At 74.0% G+C, this 14,298-nt stretch carries 3 protein-coding genes; all 3 read left to right on the top strand.

Annotation, left to right across the window (positions count from 1 at the left end; all coding sequences use genetic code 11):
• Positions 1-5,752, top strand: a 5,752-nt coding sequence (locus WU80_RS21225) for a type I polyketide synthase (protein ID WP_055405833.1), incomplete at its 5' end; no start/stop codon positions are given.
• Positions 5,733-12,092, top strand: coding sequence for a type I polyketide synthase (locus WU80_RS21220; protein WP_055402763.1), 6,360 nt, complete (start codon positions 5,733-5,735; stop codon positions 12,090-12,092). The genes WU80_RS21225 and WU80_RS21220, both read left to right, overlap by 20 nt.
• A 1-nt stretch (position 12,093) precedes the next feature.
• Positions 12,094-14,298: type I polyketide synthase (locus WU80_RS21215; protein ID WP_055405832.1), on the top strand; the 2,205-nt coding region annotated here is incomplete at its 3' end.

The following is a 14,298-nucleotide window of genomic DNA, read 5'->3' as shown; positions in this document are numbered from 1 at the left end:
CACCGCCTGCTCGTCGTCGTTGGTGGCCCTGCACCTGGCGGCGCGGTCGCTGCGCGCCGGCGAGTGTGACCTGGCGCTGGCCGGCGGGGTGACGGTGATGGCGACGCCGGCGATGTTCATCGAGTTCAGCCGGCAGCGGGCGCTGGCCTCCGACGGCCGGTGCAAGGCGTATGCGGGGGCCGCCGACGGGACCGGATTTTCCGAGGGCGTCGGGGTGCTGGTGCTGGAAAGGCTGTCCGACGCACGGCGGCTGGGGCACCCGGTGCTGGCGCTGCTGCGCGGGTCGGCGGTGAACCAGGACGGCGCCTCGAACGGATTGGCCACGCCCAACGGCCCGTCGCAGCAGCGGGTGATCCGCTCCGCGCTGGCCAACGCGCGCCTGGCCGCCGCCGACGTGGACCTGGTCGAGGGGCACGGGACGGGCACCACGCTCGGGGATCCGATTGAGGCGCAGGCGGTCCTGGCGACCTACGGGCAGGACCGTCCGGCCGGCCGGCCGCTGTGGCTCGGATCGATCAAGTCGAACATGGGCCACACCTCGGCGGCGGCCGGCGCCGGCGGGGTGATCAAGATGGTGCAGGCCATCCGGCACGGGGTGATGCCCAAGACGTTGCACGTGGATGTGCCCACGCCGCACGTGGATTGGTCGGCGGGGGCGGTCTCGCTGCTGACCGAGGCGCGGGAATGGCCGGCGCCCGACGACGCGCCGCGCCGGGCCGGGGTGTCGTCGTTCGGCATCAGCGGCACCAACGCGCACGTCATCGTCGAGCAGGCGCCGCAAGAGGTTTCCGCGCCCGCGGCCCGCGACGACGCGCCCGCGCCGTGGGTGTTGTCGGCCCGCTCGCCCGACGCGCTGGCCAACCAGGCGGCGCGGCTGTTGGCGCGGGTGACCGACGACCCGGGGCTGCGGGTGGTCGACGTGGCCTGGTCGTTGGTCTGTACGCGGTCGCTGTTCGAGCACCGCGCGGTGCTGGTGGGCGCCGACCGCGCGCGCCTGGTCGCGGAGCTGGCCGACGTGGCCGCCGGCACCCCGGGCGCGGGCGCGGTGGTGGGCCGGGCGCGGCCGCTGGGCAAGACGGTGTTCGTGTTCCCCGGCCAGGGTTCGCAGTGGGTCGGCATGGGCGCCGAATTGCTGGACAGCTCAACCGTATTCGCCGAGCACCTGCAGCGGTGCGAGAAGGCGCTCGCCGAGCACGTGGACTGGTCGCTGGTCGACGTCCTTCGCGGCGCCCCCGGTGCGCCCGGGTTGGACCGGGTGGACGTGGTGCAGCCGGCGCTGTGGGCGGTGATGGTGTCGCTGGCCGAGCTGTGGCGCTCGGTGGGCGTGGTCCCCGACGCGGTGATCGGTCATTCGCAGGGCGAGATCGCGGCGGCGTATGTGGCCGGCGCGCTGTCGCTTCAGGACGCCGCCCGGGTGGTGGCGCTGCGCAGCCGGCTGCTGGTCCAGCTGTCGGGTGCGGGCGGCATGGTGTCGCTTGCTTGCGGCCTGGCCCGCGCCGAGGAGTTGATCGGCCCGTGCGGCGATCGGTTGAATGTCGCTGCGGTCAACGGGGTTTCGGCGGTGGTGGTGTCCGGTGAGGTGGGCGCACTCGACGAGTTGATGGCCCGCTGCGAGGCCGACGGCGTGCGGGCCCGCCGGATCGACGTGGACTACGCCTCGCATTCGGGGCACGTCGACGCGATCCGCGCCGCGCTGGCCGAGGCGCTGGCGGGCATCGAGCCGCGATCGTGTCCGGTCGCGCTGTTCTCGACCGTCACGGGTGACCTGCTGGACACCGCCGGCCTGGACGCCGACTACTGGTACCGCAGCATCCGGCAGACCGTCCAATTCGAACGCGCGGTGCGCCGCGCGGGCGAGGCGGGCTACGGGGCCTTCGTCGAGTGCAGCCCGCACCCGGTGCTGCTCGCCGCCGTCGAGGACACGCTGACCGACGGCGGTCACGATGCCGTGGTCATCCCGTCGCTGGGCCGCGATGACGGCTCGCTGCAACGGTTCTGGCTTTCGGCGGGCCAGGCCCACGTCGCCGGCGTGCCGGTGGACTGGCGGGCCGCCCTCGCGGGGCTGGGCGGGCGGCGCGTGGACTTGCCGACGTACGGCTTTGTGCGGCAGCGCTTTTGGTTGCCGGGCGGATCGACCGGGACCGGTGACGTGGCCACCCTGGGGCTGGCGGGCGCGCGGCACGCGCTGCTGGGCGCGGTGGTGGCGCGTCCGGATTCCGGCGGGGTGGTGCTGACGGGCCGGCTGTCGACCGCCGCCCAGCCGTGGCTGGCCGACCACGCGGTGGGCGGCACGGTGTTGTTCCCCGGCGCGGGGTTTGTGGAGCTGGCCATCCGGGCGGGCGACGAGGTCGGCGCGGCGGTCCTCGAGGAGCTCACGGTGTCGGCCCCGCTGCTGCTGCCGGCCGCCGAGGGCGTGCAGGTGCAGGTGGTGGTCGGCGCGGCCGCCGAGTCCGGGCGGCGCGAGCTCTCCGTGTATTCGGCGGACGCCTCCTCGGAGTGGGTGTTGCACGCGCAGGGCGTGCTGGGTGGGGCCGCGGCGGCACCGGCGGCGGACCTGTCGGTGTGGCCGCCGGCGGGGGCGACGCCGGTGGAGGTGGGCGACGCCTACGCGCGGCTGGCCGAGCGGGGCTACGAGTACGGCCGGGCCTTCCGCGGGCTGCGGGCGATGTGGCGGCGCGGCGACGAGATCTTCGCCGAGGTCGCCATCCCGGACGAGGCCGGCGCGGCCGACGGCGGTTTCGGCATCCATCCGGTGTTGCTCGACGCGGCGCTGCACGCGATCGGCGTCGACGGCGAGGGCCAGACCGTGTTGCCCTTCTCGTGGCAGGGGATCTCGTTGCACGCGGCGGGCGCGTCGCGGGCGCGGGTCCGGATTGCGCCGTCCGGCGCCGGGGCGGTGTCGGTGGAACTGGCCGACGGCTCCGGATTGCCGGTGTTGTCGGTGCGCTCGTTGGCGATGCGCCCGGTCTCGGCCGGTCAGTTGTCGGCGGCGGCCGCGAGCGCCGAGGGACTGTTCGAGGTGGCGTGGTCGCCGATACCCTTGAGCGGCAAGGACTCCGACGCGACGCTGTGGGAGCCGGCCCCGCACGGCGCCGAGGTGGTGCGCTCGGTGCATGCCGCCGCCGCCGAGGCGCTGGGCGTGCTGCAATCCTGGTTGGGCGGTCCGGAGTCCGGGACGCTGGCCGTGCAAACCCGCGGGGCGGTCGCGCTGGCCGGCGAGGACGTCACGGACCTGGCCGGCGCGGCGGTGTGGGGGCTGGTGCGCTCGGCGCAGGCCGAGCAGCCGGGCCGGGTGGTGTTGATCGACACCGACGGATCCCTGGAGGCGCGCGCGGTGATCGGTTGTGGGGAACCGCAATTGGTGGTCCGCGCCGGGGTGGCCTATGCGGCGCGGATGCGGCCGGTGCGGCGGGGGTCGGTGTTGCGCCTGCCCCCGGGCGGCTGGCGGCTGGACGCCGGCGGCGGCGGCACGCTGGAGGACCTGGCGCTCAGCGCCTGCCCCCCGGCGGAACTGGCGGCCGGCGAGGTGCGGGTCGCGGTGGCCGCGGTCGGGGTGAACTTCCGGGATGTGCTGGTGGCGCTGGGCATGTACCCGGGCGGGGGCCAGTTGGGTGCCGAGGGCGCCGGGGTGATCGTCGAGGTCGGCCCCGACGTGACCGGGCTGGCGGTCGGCGACGCGGTGATGGGGCTGCTGGGCGTGGTCGGTTCCGAGGCGGTGGTGGATCAGCGGGTGGTGACCCCGGTGCCTCAGGACTGGTCGCTGGTGACGGCCGCGGGCGTGCCGGTGGTGTTCCTCACCGCGCTCTACGGGTTGTCGGTGCTGGCGGGCCTGCGCGCCGGCGAGCGGGTGCTGGTGCACGCCGCCACCGGGGGCGTCGGCATGGCGGCGGTCCAGTTGGCCCGGCACTGGGGCGCGGAGGTGTTCGCGACCGCGAGCCGGGGCAAGTGGGACACGTTGCGCGCGATGGGGTTTGACGACGACCACATCGGCGACTCGCGGACGTTGGACTTCGAGCGGAAGTTCTCGTCGGCGACCGGCGGGGCGGGGGTCGACGTCGTGCTCAATTCGCTGGCCGGCGAGTTCACCGACGCGTCGCTGCGGTTGCTGGCACCCGGCGGCCGGTTCATCGAGATGGGCAAGACGGACATCCGCGATCCGCAGGTCGTCGCCGAGCAGCACCGGGGCGCGCAGTATCGCGCCTTCGATCTGCTGGAGGCCGGCGCCGACCGCACCGCGGCGATGCTGGCCCAGATCGTCGAGCTGATGCGCGACGGCGCGCTGAGCCCGTTGCCGCTCAAGGCCTTCGACGTTCGCTGCGCCTCGGCGGCGTACCGGTTCGTCAGCCAGGCCCGCCACATCGGCAAGGTCGTGTTGACCATGCCGTCCGGGCCCGGCGCGGTGCTCAGCGGCTGCGGTGGGCTGGCCGGCGGCAGCGTGGTGATCACCGGCGGCACCGGCATGGCCGGCTCGGCGCTGGCCCGTCACCTCGTCGACCGGTATCGCGTGGCGCACGTGATGCTCGCCAGCCGCGCCGGCGCCGGGGCCGCGGGGGTCGCGGAGCTGGTGGACGACCTGCGGCGGGCCGGCGCCCGCGTGTCGGTGGTGGCCTGCGACGTCGCCGACCGCGACGCCGTCGCCGCGATGCTGGCGCAGATCCCGGAGCAGTATCCGCTGCGCGGCGTGGTGCACGCCGCGGGAATCCTCGACGACGGATTGATCGCGTCGCTGACGCCCGCGCGGGTGGATGCGGTGTTGTGGGCCAAGGTCGACGGGGCGTGGCACCTGCACGAGCTGACGCGGGAAAAGGATCTGTCGGCGTTCGTGGTGTTCTCCTCGATGGCGGGCATCGTCGGCACGCCGGGTCAGGCCAATTACGCGGCGGCCAACAGCTTCCTCGACGGTCTGGTCGAATATCGCCGCGCGCATGGGCTTTCGGGGCTGTCGCTGGCCTGGGGGCTCTGGGAGCAGGCCTCGGCGATGACGGCTCACCTCGGCGAGCGCGACAAGGCCCGGATGACCAGGATCGGCATCGCCCCCCTGTCGACCGAGCAGGCGCTGGACAGCTTCGACGCCGGCATGCTCGTCGACGCCCCGGTGCTGATGGCCGCCCGACTGGATCGGGTTGCCTTGTCCGACAACGCCGCCGGGCTGCCCCCGTTGTTGAGCGAGCTGGCCGCCCGCACCACCCGCCGCGTCATCGACGACGCCGATACGACCGCCCTGACGTCCGGTCTCGCCGCACGCCTGCAGGGGTTGACCGCCGAGGCGCGACAGCGCGAGCTGGTCGACCTGGTTCGCGGCAACGCGGCGACCGTGCTGGGACTGCCCAACCCCGCGGACATCAACGCCGATCGCGCGTTCGGCGACCTCGGCTTCGACTCGCTGACCGCCGTCGAGCTGCGCAACCGGCTCAAAACCGCCACGGGGCTGACGCTTTCGCCCACGCTGATCTTCGACTACCCGACACCGGTCGTGCTGGCCGGGCATTTGGACGCCCAGCTGGCCGGCGCGCCGTCCGGCGACCGGCCCGACCTGATGGCCCGCTTCACCGACATCACCCGCGAATTGCAGGCGCTGCTCGACCAACCTTGGGACGACGGCGAGAAATCGGCGCTGAGGGCCCGCCTGCACGGCCTGCTCGCCACGCTCGGCCCCACCGATCACCTCGACACCGAAGGCCTCGACGCCGACCTCGATGCCGCCACCGAAAGCCAATTGTTTGCCATCCTCGATGAAGAACTCGGCCGCTGAGACCGCGATGCCGGACACCACACAGCACGTCGATTACCTGAAACGCCTGACGGCGGACCTCCGTCGGGCGCGCCGGCGCGTCTCGGAGCTGGAGGGCCGGCTGACCGAGCCGATCGCGGTGGTGGGCATGGCCTGTCGCTACGCGGGTGGCGTCGATTCGCCGGAAACCCTGTGGGAACTGGTGAATGACGGCCGCGACACCGTGTCGGACTTCCCGGCCGATCGCGGCTGGGATGTGGAGGGCCTGTACGACCCGGACCCCGACGCGGCGGGCAAGATGTACACCCGCCAGGGCAGCTTCCTGCGCGACGCCGGGGACTTCGACGCGGGATTCTTCGGCGTCGGCCCCAGCGAGGCCCTCGCGATGGATCCCCAGCAGCGGTTGATGCTGGAGATCTCCTGGGAAGCGTTGGAGCGGGCCGGGATTGACCCGCTCGCGTTGCGGGGCTCGGCGACCGGCGTGTTCGCCGGGGTCATCCACGCCGGTTACGGCGGGGAGGTGAAGGGCGAGCTGGAGGGCTACGGGCTGACCGGGTCGACCCTGAGCGTGGCCTCGGGCCGGGTGTCGTACGTGTTGGGGCTGGAGGGCCCGGCCGTCTCGGTGGACACGGCGTGTTCGTCGTCGTTGGTGGCCATGCACCTGGCGGCGCAGTCGCTGCGCTCCGGGGAGTGCGACCTCGCGCTGGCCGGCGGCGTGACCGTGATGGCCACCGCCGCCGCGTTCGTCGAGTTCAGCCGGCAGCGGGCGCTGGCCCCGGACGGCCGGTGCAAGGTGTACGCCGGCGCGGCGGACGGGACGTCGTGGTCGGAGGGCGCGGGCGTGCTGGTGCTGGAGCGGCTGGCCGACGCGCGCCGGCTGGGGCATCCCGTCCTCGCGGTGTTCCGGGGTTCGGCGGTGAACCAGGACGGGGCGTCCAACGGTTTGACCGCCCCCAACGGGCCGTCCCAGCAGCGGGTGATCCGGGCGGCGCTGGCCAACGCCGGACTGGCCGCGGCGGACGTCGACGCGGTCGAGGGCCACGGCACGGGAACGGTTCTCGGCGATCCCATCGAGGCGCAGGCCCTGCTGGCGACCTACGGCCAGGACCGGCCGGCGGACCGGCCGCTGTGGCTGGGGTCGATCAAATCCAACATCGGCCACACGTCGGCGGCCGCCGGGGTGGCCGGCGTGATCAAGATGATCCAGGCGATGCGGCACGGCGTGCTGCCCAAGACGCTGCACGTGGATGTGCCGTCGCCGCACGTGGATTGGTCGGCGGGCGCGGTGTCGCTGCTGACCGAGCCCCAGCCGTGGCCGGCGCGCGACGGCCAGCGCCGGGCCGGGGTGTCGTCGTTCGGGATCAGCGGGACGAACGCCCACGTCATCGTCGAGCAGCCGCCCGCGGAGCCGGAAACCGTTGCGGAGCAGGGCGATCCGCCCGCCGGTTCGATCGCCTGGGTGGTGTCGGCCCGGTCGGCCGACGCGTTGGCCGCGCAGGCCGGGCGGCTGTCGGCCCACCTGGAGGCGCAGCCGGGCCTGCGCGCCGTGGACGTGGGGTGGTCGCTGGCCACCACCCGGGCGGCCCTGGAACATCGCGCGGTGCTGGTGGGCGCCGATCGCGACACCCTGCTGGCGGGGCTGGCGGCGGTCCGGGCCGGTGAGCCCGCTACGGGTGCCGCGGTCGGGCGCGCCCGGTCGCTCGGCAAGCGGGTGTTCGTGTTCCCCGGCCAGGGCTCGCAGCGGCTCGGCATGGGAAGAGAACTGCACCAACGCTTTCCGGCGTTCGCCGCGGCCTTGGACGAGGCCGCGGCGGCGGTGGACGCGCACGCCCGGCTGCCGCTGCGCGACGTGATGTGGGGTGCCGACCCGGAGTTGTTGCAGAGCACCGAATTCGCCCAGCCCGCGTTGTTCGTGCTCGAGGTCGCCCTGGCGGCGCTGTGGCGCTCGTGGGGCGTGACACCCGACGTGGTGATCGGCCACTCGGTCGGGGAGATCGCCGCGGCCTGCGTGGCCGGGGTGCTGTCGTTGCCGGACGCGGCGCGGATCGTGGCGGCCCGGGGCCGGCTGATGGCGGCGCTGCCGGCGGGCGGGGTGATGGTCGCGGTGACCGCGACCGAGGCCGAGGTCGCGCCGTTGCTCACCGACGGCGTGGCCCTCGCGGCGGTCAACGGCCCCGACGCGGTGGTGCTGTCGGGGGAGCGGGCCGCGGTGAGTGCGGCGGCGGAGCGGCTGGCCGATTGCGGCAGGCGGGTGCGGCAGCTCGACGTCTCGCACGCCTTCCACTCGCCGCTGATGGAACCCATGATCGAGGAGTTCTCCGCGGTGGTGGCCGGGGTGTCACCGGCCGCGCCGCGAATCGACCTGGTGTCCAACGTGACCGGGCAATTGGCCGGACCGGGCTACGGGTCCGCCGACTACTGGGTGGAGCACGTGCGCCGCCCGGTGCGGTTCGTCGACGGGGTGCGGCTGGCCGAATCGCTCGGCGCCGGCGCGTTCCTGGAGGTGGGGCCCGGCGCGGCGCTGACGGCCGCGGCGGAACGATCCCTGGCGCGCGAGCCGGTGGTCGCGGCGGTGTCGATGGCCAAGGGCCGCCCCGAGGTCGACTCGGTGCTGCTGGCCGCCGGGCAGCTGTTCGCCTCCGGCGCGGAGTTGGACTGGGCCGCGACGTTCGCCGGCCTCGGCGCCCACCGGGTCGACCTGCCCACGTATGCCTTTCAGCGGCGCAGGTTTTGGCTGTCGGCCGAGTCGATGGGTGCCCGCGACACCGCCAGCCTCGGGTTGGCCGGCGCCGAGCACGCGCTGCTGGGCGCGGTGGTCGAGCGGCCGGACTCGGGCGGCGTGGTGTTGACCGGCCGGCTGTCGACGGCCGCCCAGCCGTGGCTGGCCGATCACGCGGTGACCGGGACCGTGCTGTTCCCGGGCGCCGGGTTCGTCGAGCTGGTGCTGCGGGCCGGCGACGAGGTGGGCTGCCCGGTGATCGAGGAGCTGACGCTGTCGGCCCCGCTGCCGCTGCCGGGCGCCGGCGCGGTGCGCGTTCAGGTGGTGGTGGACGGCGCCGGTGAGGGCGGGACCCGGGGCGTCGCGGTGTATTCGCAGGCCGGTCCGGAATGGACGCTGCACGCCCAGGGCGTGCTGAGCGAGGGCTCGCCCGCGCCGGAGGCGGACCTGTCGGTGTGGCCGCCGGTCGGCGCCGCGGCCGTCGACGTGACGGGCGCCTACGACGACCTGGCGGCGCGCGGCTACGGGTATGGTCCGGCCTTCCGCGGCCTGCGCAAGGTGTGGCGGCGGGGCGCCGAGACCTTCGCCGAGGTCGAGGCCCCCCAGGATGCCGGGGTTACGGTGGGCGGCTTCGGGATTCACCCGGTGGTGCTGGATGCGTCCCTGCATGCGCTCGGGGTGGCCGACGAGCACGCCGAGACCGCGTTGCCGTTCTCCTGGCAAGGGGTGTGCCTGTACGCGGCCGGCGCGTCGCGGGTCCGGGTGCGGCTCGCGCCGGTGGGCGCGGGCGCGGTGTCGGTCGAGGTGGCCGACTCGTCGGGCGCGCCGGTGCTGTCCGTGCGCGAGCTGGTGACGCGTCCCGTCTCCGCCGCGCAGCTGTCGGCGGCCGCCGCGGCGCGTTCCGGCGGCGGCGAACTCCTGGAGGCGGTGTGGTCCCCGGTTTCGTTGGCGGACAACGGGATCGGCACCGAACCCGAGGTCTGGCGGCCGGTTCCGAACACCGAAGGTGTGGTCGAAGCGGTCTACGCCGCGACCCACGAGGCGTTGAGCGCGTTGCAGTCGCGGGGTGACGGCGATGGGCCGTTGGTGGTGCTGACCCGCGGCGCGGTCGCGCTGCCCGGCGAGGACGTCTCCGACCTCGCCGGCGCAGCCGTGTGGGGGCTGGTGCGGTCGGCGCAGGCCGAGCAGCCCGGCCGGGCGGTGCTGGTCGACTCCGATGGCTCAATCGACGTCGGGCCGCTGATCGGCTGCGGCGAACCGCAATTGGCGGTGCGCGACGGCATCGCCTACGCGCCCCGGCTGAAGCCCATCAAGGCGCACCCGGCGTTGCCGCTGCCCGAACCGCCTTCGGTGTGGCGGCTGGCCGCCGGCGAGGGCGGGACGCTGGAGGACCTGGCGGTGCAGTCCGGCCCGCCCGCCGAACTGGCCGCCGGCCTGGTGCGGGTGGCGGTGGCCGCGGCCGGGGTGAACTTCCGCGACGTGCTGGTGGCTTTGGGCATGTATCCGGGCGCCGCCCAGTTGGGCGCCGAGGGCGCCGGGCTGGTGACCGAGATCGGCGCGGGTGTGGGGGATTTGGCCGTCGGCGACGCGGTGATGGGCATCGTGGGCCTGACGGGCTCGGAGGCGGTCGTCGACCGGCGGCTGGTGACGCGGGTGCCGACGGGCTGGTCGTTCGGCGAGGCCGCCGGCGTCCCGGTGGTGTTCCTGACCGCCTACTACGGGTTGTCGGTGCTGGGCGGCCTGCGCTCCGGCGAGCGCGTGCTGGTGCACGCCGCCGCCGGTGGGGTGGGCATGGCGGCGGTGCAGCTGGCCAGGCATTGGGGCGCCGAGGTTTTCGCGACCGCCAGCCGCGGCAAGTGGGACACCCTGCGCGCCATGGGCTTCGACGACGACCACATCGCGGACTCGCGAACGCTGGACTTCGAGCAGAAGTTCTCCTCGGTTACCGGCGGCGCCGGCATGGACGTCGTGCTGAACTCGCTGGCCGGCGAGTTCACCGACGCGTCGCTGCGGTTGCTGGGCCCCGGCGGGCGCTTCATCGAGATGGGCAAGACCGACCTGCGCGACCCGGCGGCCCACCCCGACATCTACTACCGCGCGTTCGACCTGATGGAGGCCGGGCCCGACCACATCGCCGAGATGTTCGCCGAATTGATGCGGTTGTTCGCCGCGCGGGCGCTGACGCCGTTGCCGGTCAAGGCATTCGACGTGCGGCGCGCCGTGGACGCCTACCGGTTCGTCAGCCAGGCCCGCCACATCGGCAAGGTCGTGCTGACCATGCCCGACGGGCCCGCCGGCCTGTCCGGCGGCACCGCGCTGATCACCGGCGGGACCGGCATGGCGGGGTCGGCGGTGGCGCGCCACCTGGTCGACCGCTACCGGGTGCCGCATCTCATGCTGGTCAGCCGCAGCGGCGAGCGGGCCGACGGGATGGCCGATCTGGTCGCCGAGCTGCGCGAGGCGGGGGCCCAGGTGTCCGTGGTGGCCTGCGATGTCGGCGACCGGGACGCCGTGGCCGGGTTGCTGGCCCAGGTGCCGGCGCGCTTCCCGCTGCGCGGGGTCTTCCACGCCGCGGGCGTGCTGGACGACGCGGTGATCTCGTCGCTGACCCCCGAGCGCATCGACACCGTGCTGCGCTCCAAGGTCGACGGCGCGTGGCACCTGCACGAGCTGACCGGCGAGCTGAATCTGGCCGCGTTCGTGGTGTTTTCGTCGATGGCGGGCATCGTGGGCGCCCCCGGGCAGGGTAACTACGCCGCCGCCAACAGTTTCCTGGACGCCCTGGCGGCCTACCGGCGCGCTCACCGCCTGCCGGGCCTGTCGATCGCGTGGGGGATGTGGGAACAGGCCTCGGCGATGACCCGGCACCTCGGGGACCGCGACAGGGCCCGGATGAGCCGCGCCGGCCTGGCCGCGCTGTCCACCCGGCAGGCGCTCGACCTGCTCGACGCCGCGCTGCTGGCCGAGCCCCCCGTCGTGGTGGCGACCCGCCTCGATGCCACCGCGCTGGCCCACGCCGGCGCCGCGCTGCCGCCGCTGTTGAGCCAGTTGGCCGCCCGGCCCGCGCGGCGGGTCCTCGACCCCACCGACATGGTCTCGCTGACGGGCCTGCGAGCGCGCCTGGAGGGCGTCGCCCCCGAACAGCGGCGGCGCGAGCTGGTGGAGCTGGTGTGCACCAACGCCGCCACGGTGTTGGGCCACAGCACCGCGGACGTCGACGCCGACCAGGCCTTTGGAGATCTCGGTTTCGACTCGCTGACCGCCGTGGAGTTGCGCAACAGGCTCAAAATCGCGACGGGCCTGACCCTTTCGCCGACGCTGATCTTCGATCACCCGACGCCCGCGGCGCTGGCCGAGCAGCTCGACGCCCAGCTGGCCGCCGGGACGAGCGCCGAGCCCCCCGACCGGATGGCCCGCTTCAACGACGTCGCCCGCGAAATGCAGGCGCTCGTCGGCCAATCCGACTGGAGCCCCGGCGACCGGGCGCAGCTGGTCACCCGGCTGCAGGGCATGCTGGACGGCCTGACCGGGCCGGCGGACGGCCCCTACCCGGAACACCCCGGCGACCCCTTCGACGACGACATCGCCACCGCCACCGAGAGCCAACTCTTCGCCATCCTCGACGAAGAGATCGGCCCCTAGCATGCCCGACGTCGCGGTCATCGGCCTCGCCTGCCGATTCCCCGGCGCGGCCAATCCGCGCGAATTCTGGGAGCTGATCCGCGACGGCCGCGAAGCCACGCAATTGCCCTGGGACGTTGCGGAGTTCGACGCCGACTTCTTCAACCTCTCGCCGCGCGAGGCGGCCGCGATGGACCCCCGCCAACGGCTGGCGCTCGAACTGGCATGGGAGGCTTTCGAAGACGCGTTCGTGGTGCCGGAAACGGTGCGCGGCGCCGCGGTTTCGGTGTACGTCGGGGCGATGGCCGACGATTACGCCGCCCTCACGCTGCGCGACATCGCCGACAACCTCGACCACCACTCCTTCGCCGGCATCAGCCGCGGGATGATCGCCAACAGGATCTCCTACGCGTTGGGGTTGCGCGGTCCCAGCCTGACCGTCGACTCCGGCCAGTCGTCGTCGCTGCTGGCCGTGCACCTCGCCTGCGAGAGCCTGCGCGCCGGCGAGTCGGCGCTCGCGCTCGCCGGCGGCGTCCACCTCAACTTGGCCGACGAAACGGCAATGCTGGAGCGCGAATTCGGCGCGCTGTCGACGTCGGGCCACACCTACGCGTTCGATCGGCGCGCCGACGGCTACGTGCGCGGCGAGGGTGGGGGCTTGGTGCTGCTGAAGCCGCTGCCGGCCGCCCTGCGCGACGGTGACCGCATCCACGCCGTCATCCGCGCGACCGCAGCCGGTAACGCCGGGCACAGCGCCGCGGGCCAGACGGTGCCGTCGGCTTCCGGCGAGGCGGACGTGATCCGGCGGGCGCTCGACGCCGCCGGCCTGGGCGCCGGCGAGGTGGACTACATCGAGGCGCACGGCACCGGCACGAGAATCGGTGACGAGGTGGAGGCCCGCGCGCTGGGGGAGGTGTTCGCCGAGCGCGGGCAACCGGTGAACGTCGGCTCGGTCAAGACGAACATCGGCCACGCCGGCGCCGCCGCTGGGATCGCGGGCCTGCTCAAGGCCCTGCTGGCCGTGCGGAATTCGGTGCTTCCGCCGAGCCTGCATCACGCCGACCCGAATCCCGGGCTCGAGCACCTGCGGGTTGTCGCAGCCGCGTCGCCCTGGCCGCCAACCGAGCGCCCGCGCCGCGCCGGGGTGTCGTCGTTCGGCATGGGCGGCACGAACGCGCATGTCATCGTGGAACAGGCCCCCGCGCAACCGAATACGACAGCGGGCACGCGGGACGAAGCGGGACCGGTGTGGGTGCTGTCGGCCCGCTCGGAGCGAGCCCTGGCCAACCAGGCGGGCCGCCTGGCGGAACACCTGGCCGACTCGGGGCACAGCGCGGCGGACATCGGGTGGTCGTTGGCGACGACGCGATCGGTGTTCGAGCAGCGGGCGGTGCTGGTGGGCGCGGACCGGGAGGCGTTGACGCGCGGCCTGGCCGGCCTGGCCGCGGGGGAGCCGGCGCCCGGCCTGGTGGTCGGCCGGGCGGGGCCAGCGGGACAGACGGCGTTCGTGTTCACCGGCCAGGGCTCACAGTGGTTGGGAATGGGACGCCAACTCCACGAACGGTTCCCGGCCTTCGCGCGCGCGTTCGACGAGGCCGCGGCGGCGGTGGACGCCCAGCTGCGGGCGCCGCTGCGCGCGGTGCTGTGGGGCACCGACGCGGAGTCGTTGCGAAACACCGAATTCGCGCAGCCGGCGCTGTTCGTCCTCGAGATCGCCCTGACCGCGCTGTGGCGGTCCCTGGGCGTGACGCCCGACGTGGTGCTGGGCCATTCGGTCGGGGAGATCGCCGCCGCGTGTGTCGCGGGCGTGCTGTCGCTGGACGACGCGGCGCGGATCGTGACGGCGCGGGGCCGGCTGATGGCCGGCTTGCCGTCCGGCGGGGTGATGGTGGCGGTGGGTGCCGCTGAGGCCGAGGTGGCCCCCCTGCTGGGCGGCGCCGTGAGCCTCGCGGCGGTCAACGGGCCCAACGCCGTGGTTCTTTCCGGTGAGCGGGCCGCCGTGGGCGCCGTTGTTGAGCGGTTGGCGGGCCGGCGCACGCATCCGCTGGCGGTGTCGCACGCGTTCCATTCGGCGCTGATGGAGCCGATGCTCGACGAGTTCGCCCACCGGGTGGCCGGCGTTGAATCGAAGCCGCCACGAATGTGTCTGGTGTCCAACGTTTCCGGTGAACCCACCGGGCCGGGGTACGGGTCCGCCGACTACTGGGTCTGTCTCTTATACACATCT

Origin of the sequence: Mycobacterium sp. UM_11, assembly GCF_001414075.1 — a bacterium.
GTDB lineage: Bacteria > Actinomycetota > Actinomycetes > Mycobacteriales > Mycobacteriaceae > Mycobacterium.
This window is presented reverse-complemented; position numbering and strand designations above follow the sequence as displayed.